The organism is Luteimonas sp. TWI382 (assembly GCF_039674545.1).
Classification (GTDB): domain Bacteria; phylum Pseudomonadota; class Gammaproteobacteria; order Xanthomonadales; family Xanthomonadaceae; genus Luteimonas.
In genome coordinates this window covers 57,929-78,671 of record NZ_JBDJNS010000014.1, presented here as the reverse complement: position 1 = coordinate 78,671, position 20,743 = coordinate 57,929, and the positions used below count along the sequence as shown (strand labels likewise).

Genomic DNA, 20,743 nt, shown 5'->3' with positions numbered 1-20,743 from the left:
CGTCATGGCCCGGGCGCGCGACGGCGCGCTGCGCTCCGAAGGCCCTCTTCAAAAGCCCGCGGCGTCATGATCCCCGCGCGCGAGCGCGCGTTCTTCATGTCTGCCGCTTTGGGGTTCACCTGGGCTGGTGCGAAAGGCGGGACTCGAACCCGCACGCCTTGCGGCACTGGTACCTAAAACCAGGGCGTCTACCAATTCCGCCACTTTCGCATCGTGCCCGCCTGGCGGACGGCGGCATCGTAGTCGATCCCGGCCTCCGCGCCCATCCCGCCCCTCCCCTCGCGCCCGGGCGAACGCCATGCGCGCTGCGCATGGCCGGACCTGCGCAGCAGGCGAGCCGAAGGTTCGAATCCCGCGGCCAAGCGCCCAAACGAAAAACCCCGGCACCGCCGGGCGCTTTTCGTAACGGGTGGGCCGTCAAGGGTGAGCCCGGGCGGCTTGCGAACCACCGGTTCGCGCCCGGGCGAACGCCATGCGCGCTGCGCATGGCCGGACCTGCGCAGCAGGCGAACCGAAGGTTCGAATCCCGCGGCCAAACGTCCAAATGAAAAACGCCCGGCGGTGCCGGGCGCTTTTCGTAACTGGTGGGCCGTCAAGGATTCGAACCTTGGACCTATTGATTAAGAGTCAACTGCTCTACCAACTGAGCTAACGGCCCGATGAAGCGGGCGCGCATTGTAATACCGCCTTGCGCGCCGATGCAACACTGGAGGGGCATTGCATCTTGAAACGGTGGGGTGGCTGAGGGGATTCGAACCCCCGACCACTGGAATCACAATCCAGTACTCTAACCAACTGAGCTACAGCCACCACAGACCCGCATCGCCTGCCGACCCAAGGGGTCGCCCGACGGCCGCGCATTCTATCCCGAAACGCATGGCGAACGACATGCTTTCGACACGACCCGCGCGGCGGGCGCGCATTGTAGCGCGGCATCGGCCGAAATGGCAGCGCATTGCTTGCTGATCGCCGACATGTCGACAACGGCCTGCTTGCTGCTCAGGCGACTGGATGCACACATGCTGGCTGTCGACGTTGCCGTGGCAGGGGGTCGCCTCGCCTCGAGCCGCACATGGCGTCGCCTCGATAGGCGCCCGGCGCTCCGCCCCCCCCCCCCCCCCTCCGCCGGCCACCTTGCGAAACGACAGATACGCATCGACGCCTGCCACACCGCGCTTCCAGCGCAGCGCCATGCAACATCGTCGCAGCTCGTCGACCCTGTGACGGGCGCATTCACAACGCCGTCTCGAAATGAACCCCCATGTTGGATCTGTCTCCGCGCTCCTCGGTCGGTGCATGCGTCGCCAGAATCTCGAAGCCCTGTTCGATGCCTGGGAAAGCGAACTCGCGCTGCTGTTCGAAGCAACGCCGGGGATCGAGGAATTCTGGCAACACTGGCGCGAGCGCGAGGCGGTCATCGAACAGTTGGTCACGCCGGAGCGGGCCGCGCTCGCGGCCGCCGCGTTCGCACGGCTGCTGACACTGGCCCAAGCGCACGGCTACGGCCAGCGGCCCCGCGACACGGCGCCCGCCCCCGATGCTGGAATGACAGGCGCCGCTGTCGCGCCCCCGGACGAGCACTCGACCCGATGACGGACAAGCGGCGCGGCCAGCTCGCTTCCCGCCCCTCAGGCGTGCCACACACCTGCCGCTCCCCGCCACATTGCCCGCACTGCGGCGTGCGCTTCGCCGGACACAAGCTCCGTGCCCCCCCTCCCCGCCACTCCTGCAGGGATTGCATTCGACCGGACCCACGGACTCACGCCCCCGGGACGATGCGGTCCCTACACAGTCTCTCCACCCCACAGGAGAGATCGCAATGGCAGTCAAGACGCTCGAAGAATTGTTCATCCACGAACTCTCGGACACCCATTCGGCCGAACGCCAAATGGCGAAGGCGCTGCCGCGCCTGGTCCGTGCGGCCGACAATCCGGCACTGGCGGCCGCGTTCGAAACGCATCTGGAAGAGACCACCTTGCAGATCGAGCGCCTCGACCGTGTGGTCGAGTTGCTGGACGCGCGCCTGAAGCGCATCAAGTGCGCCGCAATGGAAGGCCTGGTCGAAGAGAGCAAGGACGTCATCGATTCGATCGACAAAGGCCCGCTGCGCGACGCCGCACTCATCGGCGGCGCGCAGAAAGTGGAGCACTACGAGATCGCGTCGTACGGCACGCTGTGCGCGCTGGCGAAGCAACTGGGCCACACCGACGCGGTCAAGCTGCTGCAGGAAACGCTGGCCGAGGAAAAAGCCACCGACGAGAAGCTGACGCTGTTGGCAGAACACGGCGGCAACCAGGCCGCGGCCGAGAACGCCTGACCGACAGAGGTGACGACGCGTTCGATGCACGCGTCGTTACAGCCCTATCAGCCGACAGGCCACTGCTGGGGATCGCGAAGCTGCGGCGTGACGACAATGACGCGGCAACGAGAATGCACATACGGTCGCGTGCCCATGGCGCGCCCGACAGGAATCGAACCTGTAACCCCCGACTTAGAAGGTCGGTGCTCTATCCGGTTGAGCTACGGGCGCCCGCGGGACACGCTGCGACCGGGCTCGCCGGGTGGTCGGGGTAGAGGGATTCGAACCCCCGACATCCTGCTCCCAAAGCAGGCGCGCTACCAGACTGCGCTATACCCCGCCGGACATCGAGCGGTCGAATCGCCCGCCGGTGGGCCGGAGGACCTCGGCATTGTCGGAAGGCGCAGCCGCGCTGTCAACGCGCCGCCCTAGACGCCGCGGTGTATCCTGCCCGGCGATCCGAACATGAACCATCAGGGGCTTACTCGATGCGCAGCGGCAATCCCACGCTTCAGGAATCCACGTTCCTCGACCTCGCCAGCGGCAGCGTCGTCACCCGCGACGGGGAGGCGATGACGCTCAACGGCACGGTCAACAAGACCGGCCTGCTGCTCCTGCTCGCGGTCCTGACAGCCGCGTTCGCGTGGACGCAGTCGGTCAACGCGGACGGCGCGCCGACGGAAAGCTTCGGGCTGTATGCCTGGGGCGGCGCGATCGGCGGCCTGATCCTGGCGCTGGTCACGGTATTCAAGAAGACCTGGGCGCCAGTCACCGCCCCGATGTACGCCCTGGTCGAAGGGTGCTTTCTCGGCGCGATCTCGGCGATGTTCGAGGCACGCTTCCCGGGCATCGTGATGCAGGCGGTGATGCTGACCTTCGGCACGCTGTTCGCGTTGCTGGCGGTGTATCGCAGTGGCCTGATCAAGGCGACCGAGAACTTCAAGCTCGGTGTGGCCGCGGCCACTGGCGGTATCGCGCTGGTCTACCTGGCGACGATCGTGCTGAGGCTGTTCAACATCGAGGTGCCGCTGATCCACGAATCGGGCCTGATCGGCATCGGTTTCAGTCTGTTCGTGGTCGTGGTCGCCGCGCTGAACCTGGTGCTGGATTTCGACTTCATCGAGACCGGCATCGAGCACGGCGCACCGAAGTACATGGAGTGGTACGGCGCGTTCGGCCTGATGGTCACGCTGGTGTGGCTGTACGTCGAGTTCCTCCGCCTGCTGGCGAAGTTGCAGTCGCGCGACTGAGCCGCCATGCGCCGGGGTCGCATCCCCAGCAACGCCGGACACGACAAGGGCGCCGAACGGCGCCCTTGTCGCGTGTGCTGCCGATGGCCTCAGAGCCGGGAGGCGATCGCCTGCGCGAAGCCCATCGTGGTGCCGGTGCCGCCCAGGTCCGGGGTCACGCCGTCCTTGGCATCGAGCGTGGCGACGATCGCGGCGCGCAACCGCTGCGCCTGCTCGGGCAGCGCCAGATGGTCGAGCATCTGCGCGGCCGCCAGCAGCAGCGCGCAGGGATTGGCCACGCCCTTGCCGGCGATGTCCGGTGCCGAGCCGTGCACGGCTTCGAAGATCGCCGCGTCCTTGCCGATGTTGGCGCCCGGGGCCAGGCCCAGCCCGCCGACCAGACCGGCGCACAGGTCGGAGATGATGTCGCCGAACAGGTTCGTGGTCACGATGATGTCGAACTGCTCGGGGCGCATCACCAGCTGCATGCAGGTGTTGTCGACGATCATCTCGTTGGCCTCGATCTCCGGATACTCGGCCGCGACCTCGCGGGCGATCTTCAGGAACAGGCCCGAGGTGCTCTTGAGGATGTTGGCCTTGTGGACGATCGTGACTTTCTTGCGGCCGGTCTTGCGCGCCAGCTCGAATGCGTAGCGCACGATGCGCTCCGAGCCCTTGCGGGTGATACGGGTGATCGACACCGCGGTCTCGCCGTCGGCCGACACCTCCTGGCCTTCGCTGATGTACGAACCTTCGGTGTTCTCGCGGATCGTGATCAGATCGACGCCGCTGGAAAAGCGCGAGCGGGTGTTCGGGAACGAGGTCGCCGGGCGGACATTGGCGTAGAGATCGAACTGGCGACGCAGTTCGACGTTGATCGAGCTGAAGCCGCCGCCCACCGGCGTGGTCAGCGGGCTCTTGAGCGCAACGGCGTTGCGGCGGATCGATTCGAGTGTCGCGGCCGGCAGCAGCTCGCCGTGCTTGTCGAGCGCCATCAGGCCGGCGTCGGCGTCTTCGTACTTGAGGCCCAGCTGCATCGCGTCGAGCACGTGCAGCGTGGCGTCCATGATCTCCGGGCCGATACCGTCGCCGCGGATAACCGTAATCGTGTGCGTCATGTCGGGGGGAGGTCCCTGCGCAGGGGCACCGCGCTGCGCGCGGCGCCAGGGTGAAATGAAGGAAGAAAACCGCCGTATTATGCCCGATGCGCGCAGATGGCCCCAAACCGGGCAACCGGGCGCACAGGGCGCGCGGCTGGGTCAGCCGTGGTCGTGGCCGGCCGGCGCGGCGGCCTCGCCCTGCTCCAGCCGGTCGAGGAAATCGACCGCGCGGCGCAGGTGCGGGATGACGATGCTGCCGCCCACGACCAAGCCCACCGAGAACGTTTCGAACAGTTCCTCGCGGCTCGCACCGGCGTCCTTGCACTGGGCGACGTGGTAGCTGATGCAGTCGTCGCAGCGCAGGACCAGCGAGGCCACCAGCCCCAGCAACTCCTTGGTCTTCACGTCGAGCGCGCCGGCCTGGTAGGTCTGGGTGTCGAGCGCGAAGAAGCGCCGCACCACCTGATTGGGTTCGGCGAGGATGCGCTCGTTCATGCGCTTGCGGAATGTGGTGAATTCGGCGAGTCGGTCGCCCTCGCCTTCGGTCCGGTCGCCGCTCACGACGCCGCGCCCTCGACCAGCGGCAGGAAGCCGCCCTGGCGGTGCAGCGCCATCATGTCGTCGTAGCCGCCGACGTGGGTCTGGCCGACGAAGATCTGCGGCACGCTGGTGCGGCGCGCACGCTCGACCATACGCTGGCGCTCGTCGGCATCCAGGTCCACGCGCACCTCGCGCCACGACAGGCCCTGGCTCTTGAGGAAGTTCTTGGCGGCCGCGCAGTATCCGCAGATCGCGCTGGTGTACATGACGATCTCCGGCGCCGCCGGGTCGGGGGATTGGCTGGTCAAGTCGGTCTCCGGGGAAACTTGTGCGGCCATTGTCGGTCAAAGCCGGGTCGCGGGGCGATGATGTCGCGATCACGACGCACCGCCCGCTTAACATGGGATTCACGCCCGTGGCCGAGCGCGCCGGCATGCTGGTTGCGCGGCCCCGCCCCTTCGATACCGAGCCGATGCCCACGATCCGACCTCGCCGTTTTCCCTTCCGCGTCCGCCTGCTGCCCTCGGCGATCGCGCTGACGCTGGTCGTCGCGTCGCTCGGCGTGCCGGCCCAGGACACCCGGCTGCCCGATATCGGCTCGTCGGCCGGCACCGTGCTCAGCCCCGCCAAGCAATCCGAGTACGGGCAGATGCTGCTGGCGCAGCTGCGGCACTACAACTATGTGCTGGAAGATCCACTGGTCGAAAACTGGCTGCGCACCACCGGCACACGGCTGGCGGCCTCGAGCGACCGGCCGCAGCAACCCTTCACCTTCTTCATGATGCGCGACCGCAGCATCAACGCGTTCGCCACGCTCGGCGGCTACATCGGCATGAACGCCGGCCTGGTGCTGGCGGCCGAAAGCGAGGACGAGGTCGCCGCGGTCCTCGCGCACGAGGTCGCGCATGTGACCCAGTCGCATGTGTTGCGCGGCGTCGAGCGTGCCCAGCGCGACCAGATCCCGATGCTGCTGGCGATGCTCGGCGCGATCGCGGTGGCCTCGCAGAGCAGCAGCAGTTCCTCCGACGATGCGGCGATGGCGGTGCTGGCCGGCGCCCAGGGCCTGGCCCTGCAGCGCCAGATCGACTACACCCGCTCCAACGAGTCGGAGGCCGACCGGCTCGGCATCCGCACACTGGCGCGCAGCGGCTACGACCCCGATGCGATGGCCTCGATGTTCGAGCGCATGCAGGCGGTCTCGCGCACCAACCAGGGCGGCGAACGCGAGCGCCTGCCCGACTATCTCAAGACCCATCCGGTCACCACGACCCGCATCAGCGAGGCGCGCGATCGCGCCGAGCGCATGACCCGCGAGACCGTGCAGGTCACGACCACGACCCCGCAGGGCTCGCGTGTGGAGCGTGTGCCGGTGGACGGCGCGCCCGAGGCGCCGCTGCGCGCGCTCGACAACCCGCTGTTGCCGGCCGCGTTGCGCCTGCCGCCCGGCGCCACCGGCGGCACCGATCCGGTCCAGTTCGGCTGGGCGCGCGAGCGGCTGCGCGTGCTCAGCGCCAATACGCCGGCGCAGGCGATCCGCGAGTACGAGGCGATGCGCCGCAGCGGCACCCTGACCGATGCCCAGCGCTACGGGCTGGCCTTTGCCCGCCTGCGCGCCAACGAGGCCGAGGTCGCCGCGCGCGAGCTCTCGGCCCTGCTCGACACCTACCCCGGCGATGTCTGGCTGTCGCTGGGCATGGCCGAGGCCGATGCGCGTGCCGGCCGGTCCGCGGCCGCGGACCGGCGCCTGGAGGCGCTGGTCGAACGGATGCCGCGCAATCCGGCGGTCGTGCTGAGCTACGCGACATTGCTGCTCGAGCGCGACTCTGCCGAATCCGGGCGCCGCGCCCAGGCGCTGCTGCGGCCGCTGCTCAACGGCTCGAGCGGCGACCCGGCCTTCCAGCGTGCATTCGCCCGCGCCAGCGAGATGGCCGGCGACCCGGTGCGGGCGGGCGAGGCCTGGGCCGAGGCGGCATTCCTGGGAGGCCGCGCGGAACAGGCGCTGATCCAGCTCAATACGCTCAAGAAGCGCGAGGACCTGGACTACTACGCCCGCGCGCGGATCGATGCGCGGATCGCCGCGATCACCCCGATGGTGCTGGAACTGCACCGCCAGGGTGTCCGCGACGAGGACCTGCGCCGGCGCTGACGGGCTGGTCACGGGCGCCGGGACGCGCCCGGCCGGCGCATCGTCGGCGCCGGCGCCGCTGCGCCGCCGCAGCGCCGACACGCCTTGCCGCCCCCTGTCACCGGACCGTCATAAAACTGTCGTGTAATGGGGACTCCCCGGTCCTACGGAAAGCTCCATGCACAAGCGCATCCTCATCGTCGACGACGAACCGGCGATCCGCGATATGGTCGCGTTCGCGCTGCGCAAGGGCGAATTCGAACCGATGCACGCCGGCGACGCGCGCGAGGCCCAGTCTGCGATCGTCGACCGCGTGCCCGACCTGATCCTGCTCGACTGGATGCTGCCCGGGACCAGCGGCCTGGAACTGGCCAGGCGCTGGCGCAAGGATGCGCTGACCCGCGATATCCCGATCATCATGCTCACCGCGCGCGGTGAGGAAAACGATCGCGTCGGCGGGCTGGAAGCCGGCGTCGACGACTACGTGGTCAAGCCGTTCTCGGCCCGCGAGTTGCTGGCGCGCATCCGCGCGGTGATGCGCCGGGCACGCGACGACGACGAGGACGGCAGCGTGACAGTGGGGACGCTGCGCATCGACGGCGCGGCGCACCGGGTGTTCGCCGGCAACGAACCGGTCCAGATCGGCCCGACGGAGTACCGGTTGCTGCATTTCTTCATGACCCATCCCGAGCGCGTCTACAGCCGCTCGCAACTGCTCGATCATGTCTGGGGCGGCAGTGTCTACGTCGAGGAGCGCACGGTCGATGTGCACATCCGCCGGCTGCGCAAGACGCTCGAGCCGAGCGGACTGGACGGCATGGTGCAGACGGTTCGCGGCGCCGGCTACCGATTCTCGGCGTCGGTGTGAGCGCCGCGCCACCTGGCACGCACCTGCGCGCTTCCCTCGCCTTGCCCCGCGGCGACGCCGCACAGCGCCGCACGCCGCAGGCCCGCGACGCTGCGCTCGCCCACGCAGACCTGTCCGCCCACATTGCCTAGACTTGCCGTCATGCCACCTCGTCTCCACGCCGCCTGGACCCGTACGCTGCTGCAGCTCGGGGCCGTGCTCGCGGCCGCGACGATCGCCGGCGCCCTCGCCGGCCACGCGTGGATGGCGCTGGCGCTTGCCGCGCTGGGCGTGATCGCCTGGCATTACTGGAAGCTCTACGACCTGCTGCGGCGGCTGACCTCGCGCAGCCGGGTGCCGCCACCACAGGGCGACGGGGTCTGGCAGGAGGCCGACCGGCTGCTGCACCGGGGCCAGCAGGACATGCGCAATCGCAAGCGGCGCCTGATCGCGATGCTGCGTGCCTATCGCGCGGTCGCCGCGGCGCTGCCCGATGCGGTCGTGGTGGTCGAGCGCAACAGCCAGCGGGTGCAGTGGGTCAACCGCGCGGCGACGACGCTGCTCGGCCTGCAGATGCCGCGCGATGTCGGCCGCCCGGTCGGCGCGGCGCTGCAGCCGCTGCCGCTGGCGCACTGGCTGGCCCAGGGCCGGCGCGCCGAGCCGTTGCTGGACGTGCCCTCGCCATTCTCGTCGGGCACCCGGCTGGAACTGCGGCTGATTCCCTATTCCGACGATCTGTGGCTGCTGCTGGTGCGCGATGTCACCCGCCTGGTCCGGTTGGAGCAAATGCGCCGCGATTTCGTCGCCAACGTCTCGCACGAATTGCGCACGCCGCTGACCGTGGTCCACGGATATCTGGACATGCTCGACCCCGAGGAGCAGCCCGAATGGGCGCCGATGCTGCAGGAGATGCAACGCCAGTCGCAGCGCATGACCCAGTTGGTCGAGGACCTGCTGACGCTGTCGCGGCTGGAGGCGCAGGAGGGCGTCGGCGACGAGATCGTGTCGATGGCCTCGATGCTGGCCTCGCTCCGCCGGGAGTTGGAGATGCTCAGCCAGGGCCGGCATAGGATCGACGTCGAGGATGCCTCGGACACCGATCTGGTCGGCTCGACCCGCGAGTTGCACAGCGCGTTCTCCAACCTGGTCAGCAACGCGGTGCGCTACACGCCGCCGGGTGGGCGCATCGCGATCCGCTACGCCCCCACGCGCGACGGCGGGGTCGCGCTGTCTGTGGACGATTCGGGCTACGGCATCCCGGCCGCGCACCTGCCGCGCATCACCGAGCGCTTCTACCGGGTCTCGACCAGCCGCTCGCGCGAGTCGGGCGGGACCGGGCTGGGGCTGGCGATCGTCAAGCACGTGCTGCATCTGCACCAGGCGCGGCTGGAGATCGACAGCGAGGTCGGGCGCGGCAGCCGCTTCGCCTGCCATTTCGCCGCCGAGCGCGTCCGCGCGCGCGACCCCCATGTCACAGGAGCCTTCGGATGAGCCGTCCCCCCGCCCCCGGCAGGCCGCCGCGTCCGCGCCGGCCGGCGCGCACCACCGGACGCGACGCCGCGCCGCCGCCGACCGCAGGCGATCCGTTGCTCGATCCTGCGCTGTATCTCAACCGCGAACTGTCGCAGCTCGATTTCAACTTCCGGGTCCTGGCCCAGGCGCTCGACGAATCGGTGCCGCTGCTCGAGCGGGTGAAGTACCTGTGCATCTCGTGCACCAATCTCGACGAGTTCTTCGAGATCCGGGCCGCGACCGTCCGCCACGCACAGGACTTCGGCATGCCGTTGCCCCCCGATGGCCTGCCGCCGGCGACGGTGCTCAAGCGCATCCATGAGCGGGCCGCCGCCCTGGTCGAGGCGCAGTACGCGTGCTGGAACCAGATCCTGCGCCCGGCGCTGGGCACAGCCGGGGTGCGGATCCTCGGCCGCGACACCTGGACGGCGCGGCAGAAGCGCTGGCTGCGGGCGTACTTCCGCGAAGAAGTGATGCCGGTGCTCTCGCCGCTCGGGCTGGACCCCGCACACCCGTTTCCGAAGATCCTCAACAAGTCGCTCAACATCGTCGTGGTGCTCAAGGGCAAGGACGCATTCGGCCGGATCGGCAATCTGGCGATCGTGCGCGCACCGCGCTCGCTGCCGCGCATCATCCAGTTGCCCGAGCGCGTATCGGGCGGCGAGTACGACTTCGTATTCCTGTCGGCCGTGCTGTCGGAATTCGTGCACGAGCTGTTCCCCGGCATGGACGTGCGCGGGGCGTACCAGTTCCGGGTCACCCGCAATTCGGAACTGATCGTCGACGAGGAGGAGGTCGAGAACCTGGCGCTGGCACTGCGCGACGAACTCGCCGGCCGCGGCTACCTGCGCGCGGTGCGGCTGGAGATCGCGGCCAATTGTCCCAAAGCGATCGTGCGCACGCTGCTGCAGAACTTCGACCTGCCCGAGAACGCGGTCTACCGCATCGACGGGCCGGTCAACCTCAACCGCGTCAGCCAGATCTTCGACCTGGTGCAGCGCCCGGATCTGAAGTTCCCGACCTTCCAGCAGCGCCAGCTGCCTGGCAACGATGCGATGTTCGAGATCGTCGCCGATGGCGACGTGCTGTTGCATCATCCCTTCGATTCCTTCGCGCCGGTGCTCGAGCTGATCAAGCAGGCGGCGGAAGACCCGAATGTGCTGGCGATCAAGCAGACGCTCTACCGCACCGGCAAGGATTCGGCGATCGTCGAGCACCTGGTCACCGCGGCGCGCAACGGCAAGGACGTCACGGTCGTCGTGGAGCTGCGCGCGCGGTTCGACGAGGAGGCCAACCTCGGCCTCGCCGACCGGCTGCAGGAGGCCGGCGTGCAGGTGGTCTACGGCGTAGTCGGCTTCAAGACCCACGCCAAGATGCTGCTGATCGTGCGCCGCGAGGGACGCAAGCTGCGCCGCTACGTGCACCTGGGCACCGGCAACTACCACGCCGGCACTGCGCGCGCCTATACCGACTTCGGGCTGATCACCGCCGACCCGCAGATCGGCAATGATGTCCACCTGATCTTCCAGCAGCTTTCGGGGCTGGCGCCGGCGATCGAGCTCGAACGCCTGCTGCAATCGCCGTTCACGCTGCAGCCCGGCATCATCGCGCGGATCGAGCGCGAAACCCGGCACGCGGCGCAGGGCCGCCCGGCGCGGATCGTGGCCAAGATGAACGCCCTCAACGAGCCGCAGGTCATGCGCGCGCTGTACGCGGCCTCGCAGGCCGGAGTGAAGATCGAACTGATTGTGCGCGGCGCCTGCGCGTTGCGACCGGGCGTGCCGGGCATCTCGGAGAACATCCGGGTGCGTTCGATCGTCGGACGGTTCCTGGAGCACCATCGCGTCTACTGGTTCGCCAACGATGGCGATCCTGAGCTGTTCTGCGCCAGTGCCGATTGGCTGGAGCGCAATCTGCTGCGGCGCGTGGAGACGTGCTTCCCGATCCTCGATCCCCAGGTCGCGACCCGGGTGCGCACCGAGTCCCTGGACAACTATCTGGCCGACAACATCAACGCCTGGGAACTGCGCGAGGACGGCAGCTATGTGCGGCTGGTGCCCGAGGGCGATGCGATGCCGCACTCGGCGCAGGGCTGGCTGCTCGCGCGCCTGTGCGGCTGACGCGACGACGGTCGGCGCGCGCGCTGCGCCGGGATGCACGGCATCGCGCACGCCATCACGGTTTGCGCGCCCACCGCATGCTTTACCATGCGCACTTCCCACCGCCACGTGGCGCCGCGCGCGTCGCGCCACGCAGGACCGTGATGACCGGACAGGACACGCTCGCACTCGCCGATGCGCTGACGCCGCCGATCGAGGACGGCGACATGCTCGCCGCAATCGACCTGGGATCCAACAGCTTCCACATGATCGTCGCCCGCTACACGCTGGGCCAGTTGCGCGTGGTCGACCGGTTGCGCGAGACCGTGCGTCTGGCCGAAGGCCTGGACGCGCGCGGCGGCCTGGACGCGGCTGTGCGCCAGCGTGCGTTGCAGTGCCTGTCGCGTTTCGGCGAGCGCATCCGCGACATCCCGCCGCAGCACGTGCGGGCGCTGGCCACGCACGCCGTGCGCCGGTTGGCCGCGCCGCAGGCCTTCCTGGTGCCGGCCGAGACCGCGCTGGGCCATGCGATCGAAATCATCGCAGGCCGCGAGGAGGCCCGCCTGATCTATCTGGGCGTCGCCCACGCGCAGCCGCCCAAGCCGGGCCACCGCCGGCTGGTGATCGACATCGGCGGCGGCTCGACCGAATGCATCATCGGCAGCGGCTTCAATGCGCTCGAGCGCGAGAGCCTGCAGGTGGGCTGCATCGCCAGCACGCGGCGTTTCTTCGCCAACGGCAAGCTGACCCGGCGCCGCTGGCGCGAGGCGCTGGCCGAAGTCGCCGCCGAGTTCCAGCAATTCGCCAGCACCTACCGCGCACTCGGCTGGCAGGAAGTCGTCGGCGCCTCGGGCACCAACAAGGCGATCGGCGAAATCTGCGCGGCGATGAAGCTGACCAAGGGCGCGGTGACCGCCGACGCGCTGCCGGTCGTGCGCGACCGGCTGCTGCAGGCCGGCCATATCGATGCCATCGACCTGCCCGGGCTGTCGGAGGACCGTCGGCCAATCATCGCTGGCGGCGTGCTGGTGCTCGAGGCCGCGTTCGAGGTCCTGGGCATCGAGCGCATGCACGTCAGCAAGGCGGCGATGCGTGAGGGTGTGTTGCACGACATGCTCGGCCGCCGCGGCGAGGACGACCCGCGCGAGACCTCGATCGAGGCGCTGGTGCAGCGCTACGGCATCGACGGCGCCCACGCGGCGCGGGTGGAGGCGACCGCGTTGCGGCTGTTCGACCAGGTCGCGCGCCCCTGGCAGCTCGACGGCGACGACCTGCGCATGCTGGCCTGGGCGGCACGCGTGCACGAGATCGGCCTGGTCATCGCACACAGTCAGTACCACGTCCACGGCGCCTACGTGCTGGCGCATTCGGACATCGCCGGCTTCTCGCGTCAGGAGCAGCAGTTCCTGGCCGCGCTGGTACGCTGCCACCGCCGCAAGGTGCCCAAGTCGGCCTTCGACGCCCTGCCGGACCGCCTGCTGCGCCAGGCCCGCTACACCGCCACCCTGCTGCGGCTGGCGGTGCTGCTGCACCGCAGCCACGAGCCCGACGAGATCCCGCAGTTGCAAGCAAGCGTCTACGGCGACGCGCTGCGGCTGCAGGTTTCCCGCCACTGGCTCGATGCCCGGCCGCTGCTGCGCGTGGACCTGGAATGCGAACCCGAGGACCTCGGCGCGCTCGGCGTGAAGCTGGTGCTCGCCGCGGAGTGAACGCAGCGCGGGCTGGGGCGCCCGCCTGCTGCTGTCATCGTTCCGTCGCCGTGCGGTCATTGCACGGGCATGTCGCACCGCGATCATCGCGGCTGCCACGGCAGCGGACCGAACGATGCGCTACGCGATCGTCACCGACACCTACGCGCCCGACCTCAACGGGGTGGCGCTGACCCTGCAGGCCTACGTCGCCGGCCTGCGCGCGCGCGGCCATGCGGTCGAGGTGATCCACCCCCGCCAGCCGGGCGAGCCGGCGGGCAGCGATGATGCTGCGCTGCAGGTCCGCGGCCTGCGAGTGCCGCGCTATCCGTCGCTGCGCGTCGGGCTGCCGATCCAGACCCGTCTGCAGGCGGCCTGGCGAGCGCAACGCCCCGATGCGGTCTACGTCGCCACCGAAACCCTGCTCGGCGGCTCGGCGATCCGCGCCGCGCGCGCGCTCGGCATCCCGGTCGTCACCGCGCTGCACACCCGCTTCGACCTGTACATGGCCGACTACGGCCTGCGCGCGCTGGCACCGCTGGCGCTGGCGTGGATGCGGCGCTTCCACGGCGGCGCCGATGCCACGGTGGTCGCGACCCAGGCGCTCGCCACCTGGCTGCAGGCCCAGCGCATCGGCCATGCGGTCGTACTGTCGCGCGCGGTGGACTGCACACAGTTCGACCCGGCGCGGCGCGACCCGGCGCTGCGCGCGGCCTGGGGCCTCCCGCCAGGCGGATTGGCGGTGGTCCATGTGGGCCGGATCGCAGCCGAGAAGAACCTGCCGCTGGCGATCCACGCCTTCCGTCGGCTGCAGCAGCAGCGGCCGGATGCCCGGATGGTGCTGGTCGGCGACGGTCCGTTGCGCGAATCGCTCGCGCACGCCCATCCCGATCTCGTGTTCGCCGGCGCGCAGCGCGGCGACGCGCTCGGCCGGCATTTTGCCAGCGCCGACCTGTTCCTGTTCCCCAGTCGCAGCGAGACCTTCGGCAATGTCGTGCTCGAGGCCATGGCCAGCGGCGTGCCGCAGGTGGCCTTCGACCTGGGCGCGGCCTCCGAGCACCTGGTCGACGGCCTGCACGGCGCCCGGATTACGGACGATGCACACGGCGACGCCGCCTTCGTCGCCGCAGCGCTGCGGCTGGCCCAGGACGATGCCGGCCGCGCGGCGATGGCCCGCGCCGGGCGCCGGGCGATGCAACGGCTGACGCCGGCCCAGGTCGCCGCCGACCTCGATGCGCTGCTGGCCGCGCCGCGCGCGCGCGCTGCCTCTGTTCCCGTCCGACAGGTCGATCGCCATGCACACCGCGCCGCGTAGCCGCCTGTACCTCCACGACATGGGCTGGTGCCTGCGCGCCAACCGCGCCTGCACCCGTGTGTGGATCCGCCGTGGGTTCGCGACCGTCAGCCGGCTCGGCGACGGCGTGTTCTGGTACGCCTTGATGACTGCGCTGGTGGTGCTCGATGGCCTCGACGGCGCATTCGCGGCCGCGCACATGGCGGCCACCGGCGCGGTGGCCCTGCTGCTGTACCGCCGCCTGAAGCGCTGGACCAAGCGGCCGCGGCCGTTCGCGGCCGACGTACGCATCCGCGCCTGGGTCGCGCCGCTTGACGAGTTCAGCTTTCCGTCCGGCCATACCCTGCATGCGATCGCATTCTCGACCGTCGCCATCGCGCACTACCCGGCGCTGGCCTGGTGGCTGGTGCCGTTCGCAGCCGCGGTCGCGGCCTCGCGTGTGGTGCTCGGCCTGCACTACCCCAGTGACGTCCTCGCCGCGACCGCGATCGGCGGCGCACTGGGCGCCGCCGCGCTGTGGATCGTCGGACTTTGAGCGCGTCTGCCGCGCCGACGCACCGCCACTCACCGTTGAAAGCGACGCAACCGCGGACCGAAGCCCGCGGCTGCGTCGCACGCCGCTGACGCGCGTCAGCGATCGGGCAGCGGCGGCGGCGTGGCAGTCGCCGGTGCTTCCGACAGGGCGTACCAGTCCACGCGCCGGGTCGTGAGCATGATCGCCGCCAGGATCGCGAACAGCAGGCCCGCCCCGAGCACCAGCGCGTTGTCCTCCGAGATCAGCAGGCCGTAGAGCGCGGCGTAGAGGATCGCCAGCATCCCGGCAAAGCCGGCGCCCCAGGCGCGGCTGCGCAGCACCGCCGACAGATACACGCCGATCAGGCCGATGCAGGCGATGCTGGCAGCCAGATACGCCCAGCCGAACGCGATGCGCTCCGACAGGCCGACCAGCAGCAGGAAGAAGATTGCCAGCGCCAGCCCGACCATCGCGTACTGGATCGGGTGGATGCGCAGTCGCCGCAGCATCTCGAACAGGAAGAACCCGGCGAAGGTCAGCAGGACGAACAGCACGCCGTACTTGCTGGCGCGATCGGCGCGCACGTAGGCATCGACCGGGTCGACCAGGGCGATGCCCAGCGCATCGATCCCCGCCTCGCCGTGTTCGCGCAGCATCGCCGCAGTATCGCGATCGGCGCGTGCGCCGTTGCGTACCTGCAGTTGCGCATCGCTGGCCAGCGAGGACACCGCCCACTCAGCGCGGAAGCCGTCCTGGCCGATCTCTCGCGTCGTGGGCAGGAAGCGGCCGTTGAACAGCGGATGGCGCCAGGGCGAATCGACCGCGACCCGGGTCTCGCCGGCCAGCGGCACCACCGCCAGCGCCTCGCTGCCCGACAGCGCCAGATCCAGCGTGGTGCGCAATTGCAGCCGGTCGCCGGCCGCGGGCGGCGCCAGCGCGGCATGCAGGCCCGAGCCCAGGTCGCCGCCGGCGCCTTGTGCCAATGCCACCTGCGCATCGTCGAGCCGCAGTCGCGGCGTTCCGCGCAGGCCGCGCACGTCGGCGATGCCGTAGCTCAGGAACGGGCGACCGATCCGCCGTGGCGCGAGGGCATCGCGATCGTCGGGAATGCGCACATCGAAGCCGGCCCGCAACTGGCCTTCGAACACGTACATGCGTACCTCGTGCAGCCCCAACCGTCGGGTGTAGGGCGCCATCGTCCCGGTCACGTCCGCCGTGCTCGGAAAGAAGATCCAGCGGTTCTCACGCTCGCGCTGCACGGTCCCGGTCGATCGCCCGTGGGCATCCTTCTCGTCCACCTCGACCGTCTCCACGTACGGCACCACCAGCACCGGTGTGGTCAGGGTCTGGCTCCCGGCCTCGCTGCGTGCGATCCGCTCGACCGCGTCGGCGCGGTAGCGCTGACGATCGAGGATCACGCCCCGGATCATCAACAACGGCAACAGAATCGCCAGGCTCAACCCGGCCACGATCACGATCTTCAACGCCAAGCGCATGACACCACTCCAAATCCGGGAACGTGGCGGCAGCGTGCCCGGGCGCGATGGGGCGACGATGGCGGCTGTGTGAAGTGACTATGAAGTCGGGCGCGTCGCAGTATCGCGTGGCAACTCGACCACGGCGAGCGCACCGCCGCCGTCGCGATTGTCGAGTCCGGCCCGGCCGCCGTGCAGCGCGGCGACCTCGGCGACGAAGGCCAGGCCCAGGCCACTGCTGCGGCTGCCGCCACCGGGCCTGGGCAGCGAGTAGAACCGCTCGAACACGCGTGCCCGGGCGTAATCGGGAATGCCCGGTCCGCGATCGCCGACCGTCACCCGGACCCCGATGTCCGACGGCGCCGCGGCGACTTCGACCGTGGCATCGTCCGAAGAGAAGTCGCAGGCGTTGTCGATCAGGTTGGCGATCATCTGCCGCAGCAGATAGGCATCCCCCGAGACCACCGCATCGCGGCAGGCCGGGTCGATCTTCAGCTGCACCGGCACCCGTCCCGGATCGGCCGCGAACGGCGCCACCGCGGCATCGAGCACATCGGCGAGCACGACGCGCTCGGGCCGCTCGATGCGTTGCCGATGCTCGACCGCCGCCAGCGCCAGCAGCTTGTCGATCGTCTGGATCATGCGCTCGCTTTGCGTGCGCACGCTCGCCGCGAAACGCGCGCGGTCCTCATCGGGCAGCGGCTGCTCGAGCAGTTCGGCGGCGCCGCGGATCGCAGACAACGGCGCCTTCAGCTCGTGGGTCAGGCTGTGCACGTAACGCTCGACGTACTGCTTGCCCTCGAGCCGCTCGCGCATCGTCTCCAGCGCCCGGCCCAGGTCTGCGAACTCGCCGGCGCTGCTCGGCAGCGACGCGCGCTCGCCGGCGGTGACCGCATCGGCATAGCGACGCAGCGCACCGAGCTGGCGCGACAGCCACCAGGCCGCGAGCAGACCGATCGCCAACGCCGCGCCCAGCAGCACGCCGCCCCAGCGCATGATCGTGGCCTGGCTGCGGGCGATGAACGGCGCGATGGTGCGGTTGGGCTTGGCCACCGTCAGCACGCCGACGATGCGGTTGCCGTCGCGGATGGGCGCGGCCACGTGCATGACCGAGCTCGCGTCGTCGTCCGGGTCCAGACGGCTGGACCGGGCGCCGTAGCGGCCGCGCAACGTCAGGTAGACATCGTTCCAGCGCGAATAGTCGCGTCCGACGTCGCGCCCGCTCGAATCGAACACCACGATGCCCGCGGCATCGGTGACATAGACCCGGTAGGCGACATCGGACTTGCGGAAGCCCCAGATCTCGGCGTCGACGCGGCGCGCGGCCAGGGCGCGGATGCGCGCGGCGAACCGGCCGTCGTCGATGCGCCCGGCCAGGAAGTCGTCGGTCGCCAGCTCGGCGAGCACGCCGGCAGTGTCGGCCAGCGTGTCCTCCATGGCCTGGCGGACCCCTGGCTTGACCTCCTGGGTGAACACCCGCAGCAACAGCAGCGCGGCGATCGCGACGATCGCGAAGTATCCCAACAGGATCCGCAGCCCGATCCGCATGGCGCGCCGTCAGTCCACGTCCAGCGAGTACCCCAGCCCCCGGTGCGTGCGCAGCGGATCGGCATCGGGGGTGATCGCACGCAGCTTGGCGCGCAGGGTCTTGACGTGGGTATCGACGGTGCGGTCGCCGCTGTCGGGGGCGTCCTCCCAGACCCGGTCCATCAGCTGCGCGCGCGCGAGCACCGCGCCCGGACGCGCGAGCAACGCCGCCAGCAGGCCGTACTCGTAGCGGGTGAGCTCGAGCGGCTGGCCGCGGTAGCGGATGCGCAGCCCGGCACGGTCGTGCTCGAACGCGCCTGCACTGGCGACATCGCGGCCTTCGCTGGCCGCCACGCCGCGCCGCAGCGCCACCCGCACGCGGGCAACGAGCTCGCGCAGCGAGAACGGCTTGGCCACATAGTCTTCGGCGCCGAGTTCGAAGCCGAGCACGCGCTCGGCCTCGGCGGCCTGCGCGGTCAGGAAGATCACCGGCAACGGCGACTGCCGACGCAGGTCCGCGCACAGGGCGAAGCCGCTGACGTCCGGCAGCCCGACATCCAGGATGGCCAGATCGAATGTCTGTGCGGCCGCCGCGGCCAGCGCCGTGCGGCCGTCGAGGCAATGCCGGATCTGGTGGCCCTCTGCGCGCAACGCGTAGGCGACGGTATCGGCGATGGCAGGCTCGTCCTCGACGAGCAGGATGCGGGACATGGCGCGGCGCGAATGGAAACCGCGCACAGCATACGGCGAGGCCCGTCGCGCGCCGCTACCCTATGTCGATGAACTACCGCCACGCCTTCCACGCCGGCAACCACGCCGACGTCCTCAAGCACGTCGTGTTGCTCGCGATCTGCGACGCGCTCGCCGTCAAGCCGGCGCCCTGCTTCGCGCTCGACACCCATGCCGGCGCCGGTCTCTATCGCTTGAGCGACGATCCTGCGCAGCGGACCGGCGAAGCGCAGGCGGGCATCGGCCGGCTGCTGGCCGCCCCCAGGGCGACACCCGCAATCGCGCGGTATCTGGACGCCGTCGCGGCCTGTCGCGCCGCCCACGGCGCCGATGCCTACCCCGGCTCGCCCTGGCTGCTCGCCCACGCCCTGCGCACACAGGACCGGATCGCCTGCTGCGAGATCGAGCCCGGCGCATTGGCCGCGCTGCGCCAGGCGGTCGGCCGCGACCCGCGCGTGGCGGTGCATGCACGCGACGGCTACGAGGCCTGCCGCGCGCTGCTGCCGCCGCGGCACGGCGCGCAGAAGTTCGCCCGCGGCCTGGTGCTGATCGACCCGCCCTACGAAGCGCAGCGCGCGGAGTTCGACACCGCCCTGCTCGCCATGCGCGATGCGCTGTCGCGCTGGCCGCAGGCGGTCCAGGCATTGTGGTACCCGATCAAGCAGCGGCGCACGCTCGCCCCATTCCTGCGCGCAGCCGGCCGGCTGCAAAGCCGCTCGACGCTGGTGGTGGAGTTGCTGGTCCGCGGCGACGACTCGCCGTTGCGGATGAACGGCAGCGGGCTGCTGCTGGTCGACCCGCCGTGGGCGCTGGCCGATGCGCTCGCGCCGGCGCTCGAGGCCTTGCGCGACGCCCTGGGCGAGGCCGGTGCCGACACCCGCCTGCACTGGCTGCGCGAACCGGCCTGAACACTGCGCAGGATGTGGCGGTGGCTGCGGCGGTTCGCGGCCTGCCTTCACGGTACCTGAATCGCGGAGTTGGGTATGGTCGGCCCCACCCTTCCAGCCCGACCTTCGATGACCGCACGCAACCGCCTCCCTCCCTGGCACGAGGAAATCCGTCTCGCGAACGGCCGCCAGGTGTTGATCCGGCCGATCCGTCCCGCCGATGCCGACCCGCTACGCGCGGCCTTCGCACTGCTGGAACCCGACGAGGTCCGCCAGCGCTTTCTGTACGCCAAGAAGGAGCTCTCGCCCGAGACTGCGCTCCGGCTGACCCAGCCCAACCCCAAGTCGGAGTTCGTGCTGGTTGCCGCCGAGCCCATGACCCCGGGCGAGGCACTGGTCGGCGCGGTCGCGCGCGCCGCGATCCTGCCCGGCACCCGGCATGCCGAGTTCCACATCCTGGTCAGCCACTACGTTGCCGGGATGGGACTGGGGCGCCATTTGATGCGGCGCCTGGTGCGCTGGGCCAAGGGCAAGCGGCTGGACCGCCTGTACGGCGATGTGCTCGAAGAGAACGAGCCGATGCGCGCGCTGGCCAAGTCGCTCGGATTCCAGCAGACCGCGGGCGAGGCTCCGGGCATGATCCGGGTCTCGCTGGATCTCAAGCGCTCGCCCGAGAGCGCAGCCCCCGAAGCGCCGCATCTGCCGCTGGGCTGAGGCCTGCCGAGGTTGGCGCGGCATCGCCGAGTCCCGGCGATGGCCCCCCTCGCGCCGCACCGCGTGCCGCGCCCTGTCTCAGGGTGCGAGACCGCTTCGTTTAGACTGACAGGTTGATCGCGCCGGAAGCCCGACGGGCGTCCGGCGCTGTCGTCGTTTTGCCT

General features: G+C 70.1%; 18 protein-coding genes and 5 tRNA genes. 12 read left to right on the top strand and 11 right to left on the bottom strand.

Going from position 1 to position 20,743, the window contains the following annotated elements; genetic code table 11:
* Positions 1–125: 125 nt before the first annotated feature.
* The 3 genes from ABE505_RS10805 to ABE505_RS10795 all read right to left on the bottom strand — a co-directional run bounded on the left by ABE505_RS10805 (position 126) and on the right by ABE505_RS10795 (position 810).
* A tRNA-Leu gene (locus tag ABE505_RS10805) sits at positions 126–210 on the bottom strand.
* 372 nt (positions 211–582) lie between these two features.
* Positions 583–658 (bottom strand) — tRNA-Lys (locus ABE505_RS10800).
* A gap of 75 nt (positions 659–733) precedes the next feature.
* A tRNA-His gene (locus ABE505_RS10795) sits at positions 734–810 on the bottom strand.
* Positions 811–1,296: 486 nt separating this feature from the next.
* Here ABE505_RS10795 and ABE505_RS10790 point away from each other — a divergent pair.
* Together ABE505_RS10790 and ABE505_RS10785 are read left to right on the top strand one after the other, a co-directional pair.
* Complete coding sequence (locus tag ABE505_RS10790) at positions 1,297–1,593, top strand: hypothetical protein (protein ID WP_346442180.1); 297 nt, start codon at positions 1,297–1,299, stop codon at positions 1,591–1,593.
* 226 nt (positions 1,594–1,819) lie between these two features.
* Positions 1,820–2,317 (top strand): DUF892 family protein, encoded by a 498-nt coding sequence (locus ABE505_RS10785; RefSeq protein WP_346442181.1) that lies wholly within the window; start codon positions 1,820–1,822, stop codon positions 2,315–2,317.
* A 136-nt stretch (positions 2,318–2,453) separates the two neighbouring features.
* Here the strand turns inward: ABE505_RS10785 and ABE505_RS10780 are convergent.
* Both ABE505_RS10780 and ABE505_RS10775 read right to left on the bottom strand, forming a co-directional pair.
* Positions 2,454–2,530, bottom strand: a tRNA-Arg gene (locus ABE505_RS10780).
* 32 nt (positions 2,531–2,562) lie between these two features.
* Positions 2,563–2,639 (bottom strand) — tRNA-Pro (locus tag ABE505_RS10775).
* Positions 2,640–2,787: 148 nt separating this feature from the next.
* Here ABE505_RS10775 and ABE505_RS10770 point away from each other — a divergent pair.
* Positions 2,788–3,549 (top strand): Bax inhibitor-1/YccA family protein, encoded by a 762-nt coding sequence (locus tag ABE505_RS10770; protein ID WP_346442182.1) that lies wholly within the window; start codon positions 2,788–2,790, stop codon positions 3,547–3,549.
* Between the two features lie 89 nt (positions 3,550–3,638).
* Here ABE505_RS10770 and ABE505_RS10765 read toward each other — a convergent pair whose 3' ends face one another.
* The 3 genes from ABE505_RS10765 to grxC form a co-directional block, all read right to left on the bottom strand.
* The gene (locus ABE505_RS10765) at positions 3,639–4,646 is read right to left on the bottom strand and encodes an isocitrate dehydrogenase (RefSeq protein ID WP_346442183.1); all 1,008 of its coding nucleotides are present in this window, start codon (positions 4,644–4,646) and stop codon (positions 3,639–3,641) included.
* A gap of 141 nt (positions 4,647–4,787) precedes the next feature.
* The gene (locus ABE505_RS10760) at positions 4,788–5,189 is read right to left on the bottom strand and encodes a carboxymuconolactone decarboxylase family protein (RefSeq protein WP_346442184.1); all 402 of its coding nucleotides are present in this window, start codon (positions 5,187–5,189) and stop codon (positions 4,788–4,790) included.
* The gene (gene grxC, locus ABE505_RS10755; RefSeq protein WP_183425979.1) at positions 5,186–5,434 is read right to left on the bottom strand and encodes a glutaredoxin 3; all 249 of its coding nucleotides are present in this window, start codon (positions 5,432–5,434) and stop codon (positions 5,186–5,188) included. Before grxC ends, ABE505_RS10760 begins: the two co-directional genes overlap by 4 nt.
* A 206-nt stretch (positions 5,435–5,640) precedes the next feature.
* Between grxC and ABE505_RS10750 the strand changes: the two genes are divergently transcribed.
* From ABE505_RS10750 to ABE505_RS10720, 7 genes are all read left to right on the top strand, one after another.
* Complete coding sequence (locus ABE505_RS10750) at positions 5,641–7,314, top strand: M48 family metalloprotease (RefSeq protein WP_346442185.1); 1,674 nt, start codon at positions 5,641–5,643, stop codon at positions 7,312–7,314.
* Between the two features lie 157 nt (positions 7,315–7,471).
* A complete protein-coding gene (gene phoB, locus ABE505_RS10745) occupies positions 7,472–8,161 on the top strand; it encodes a phosphate regulon transcriptional regulator PhoB (RefSeq protein WP_346442186.1) in 690 nt (229 codons plus the stop codon).
* Positions 8,162–8,302: 141 nt separating this feature from the next.
* Positions 8,303–9,631 carry a phosphate regulon sensor histidine kinase PhoR gene (gene phoR / locus ABE505_RS10740; RefSeq protein WP_346442187.1) on the top strand — a complete coding sequence of 443 codons (1,329 nt, stop codon included), beginning with the start codon at positions 8,303–8,305 and terminating at the stop codon, positions 9,629–9,631.
* The gene (gene ppk1, locus ABE505_RS10735) at positions 9,628–11,772 is read left to right on the top strand and encodes a polyphosphate kinase 1 (RefSeq protein ID WP_346442188.1); all 2,145 of its coding nucleotides are present in this window, start codon (positions 9,628–9,630) and stop codon (positions 11,770–11,772) included. Before phoR ends, ppk1 begins: the two co-directional genes overlap by 4 nt.
* 143 nt (positions 11,773–11,915) lie before the next feature.
* Positions 11,916–13,460, top strand: coding sequence for an exopolyphosphatase (gene ppx / locus ABE505_RS10730; RefSeq protein ID WP_346442189.1), 1,545 nt, complete (start codon positions 11,916–11,918; stop codon positions 13,458–13,460).
* A gap of 115 nt (positions 13,461–13,575) precedes the next feature.
* A complete protein-coding gene (locus tag ABE505_RS10725; RefSeq protein ID WP_346442190.1) occupies positions 13,576–14,754 on the top strand; it encodes a glycosyltransferase family 1 protein in 1,179 nt (392 codons plus the stop codon).
* A complete protein-coding gene (locus ABE505_RS10720) occupies positions 14,735–15,268 on the top strand; it encodes a phosphatase PAP2 family protein (protein WP_346442191.1) in 534 nt (177 codons plus the stop codon). The genes ABE505_RS10725 and ABE505_RS10720 overlap by 20 nt, the downstream gene beginning before the upstream one ends.
* 95 nt (positions 15,269–15,363) lie before the next feature.
* Here ABE505_RS10720 and creD read toward each other — a convergent pair whose 3' ends face one another.
* From creD to creB, 3 genes are all read right to left on the bottom strand, one after another.
* Positions 15,364–16,743, bottom strand: coding sequence for a cell envelope integrity protein CreD (gene creD, locus ABE505_RS10715; protein ID WP_346442192.1), 1,380 nt, complete (start codon positions 16,741–16,743; stop codon positions 15,364–15,366).
* A 78-nt stretch (positions 16,744–16,821) separates the two neighbouring features.
* Positions 16,822–18,270 (bottom strand): two-component system sensor histidine kinase CreC, encoded by a 1,449-nt coding sequence (creC, locus tag ABE505_RS10710; protein ID WP_346442193.1) that lies wholly within the window; start codon positions 18,268–18,270, stop codon positions 16,822–16,824.
* A 9-nt stretch (positions 18,271–18,279) separates the two neighbouring features.
* Complete coding sequence (gene creB / locus ABE505_RS10705) at positions 18,280–18,960, bottom strand: two-component system response regulator CreB (RefSeq protein WP_346442194.1); 681 nt, start codon at positions 18,958–18,960, stop codon at positions 18,280–18,282.
* A 68-nt stretch (positions 18,961–19,028) separates the two neighbouring features.
* On the opposite strand from creB, the gene rlmJ reads away from it, so the two are divergent.
* Entirely contained in the window at positions 19,029–19,886 is an 858-nt protein-coding gene (rlmJ, locus tag ABE505_RS10700; RefSeq protein WP_346442195.1) for a 23S rRNA (adenine(2030)-N(6))-methyltransferase RlmJ, read from the top strand.
* A gap of 108 nt (positions 19,887–19,994) precedes the next feature.
* Entirely contained in the window at positions 19,995–20,579 is a 585-nt protein-coding gene (locus ABE505_RS10695; protein ID WP_346442196.1) for a GNAT family N-acetyltransferase, read from the top strand.
* Positions 20,580–20,743: the final 164 nt, after the last annotated feature.

Coding starts and splice junctions, on each gene's coding strand:
- ABE505_RS10785 (WP_346442181.1), top strand. CDS start 1,820: ATGGCAGTCAAGACGCTCGAAGAATTGTTCATCCACGAACTCTCGGAC.
- ABE505_RS10725 (WP_346442190.1), top strand. CDS start 13,576: ATGCGCTACGCGATCGTCACCGACACCTACGCGCCCGACCTCAACGGG.
- ABE505_RS10790 (WP_346442180.1), top strand. CDS start 1,297: ATGCGTCGCCAGAATCTCGAAGCCCTGTTCGATGCCTGGGAAAGCGAA.
- creB (WP_346442194.1), bottom strand. CDS start 18,960: ATGTCCCGCATCCTGCTCGTCGAGGACGAGCCTGCCATCGCCGATACC.
- ABE505_RS10720 (WP_346442191.1), top strand. CDS start 14,735: ATGCACACCGCGCCGCGTAGCCGCCTGTACCTCCACGACATGGGCTGG.
- rlmJ (WP_346442195.1), top strand. CDS start 19,029: ATGAACTACCGCCACGCCTTCCACGCCGGCAACCACGCCGACGTCCTC.
- ppk1 (WP_346442188.1), top strand. CDS start 9,628: ATGAGCCGTCCCCCCGCCCCCGGCAGGCCGCCGCGTCCGCGCCGGCCG.
- grxC (WP_183425979.1), bottom strand. CDS start 5,434: ATGTACACCAGCGCGATCTGCGGATACTGCGCGGCCGCCAAGAACTTC.
- phoB (WP_346442186.1), top strand. CDS start 7,472: ATGCACAAGCGCATCCTCATCGTCGACGACGAACCGGCGATCCGCGAT.
- ABE505_RS10765 (WP_346442183.1), bottom strand. CDS start 4,646: ATGACGCACACGATTACGGTTATCCGCGGCGACGGTATCGGCCCGGAG.
- creC (WP_346442193.1), bottom strand. CDS start 18,270: ATGCGGATCGGGCTGCGGATCCTGTTGGGATACTTCGCGATCGTCGCG.
- ppx (WP_346442189.1), top strand. CDS start 11,916: ATGACCGGACAGGACACGCTCGCACTCGCCGATGCGCTGACGCCGCCG.
- phoR (WP_346442187.1), top strand. CDS start 8,303: ATGCCACCTCGTCTCCACGCCGCCTGGACCCGTACGCTGCTGCAGCTC.
- ABE505_RS10695 (WP_346442196.1), top strand. CDS start 19,995: ATGACCGCACGCAACCGCCTCCCTCCCTGGCACGAGGAAATCCGTCTC.
- ABE505_RS10750 (WP_346442185.1), top strand. CDS start 5,641: ATGCCCACGATCCGACCTCGCCGTTTTCCCTTCCGCGTCCGCCTGCTG.
- ABE505_RS10770 (WP_346442182.1), top strand. CDS start 2,788: ATGCGCAGCGGCAATCCCACGCTTCAGGAATCCACGTTCCTCGACCTC.
- creD (WP_346442192.1), bottom strand. CDS start 16,743: ATGCGCTTGGCGTTGAAGATCGTGATCGTGGCCGGGTTGAGCCTGGCG.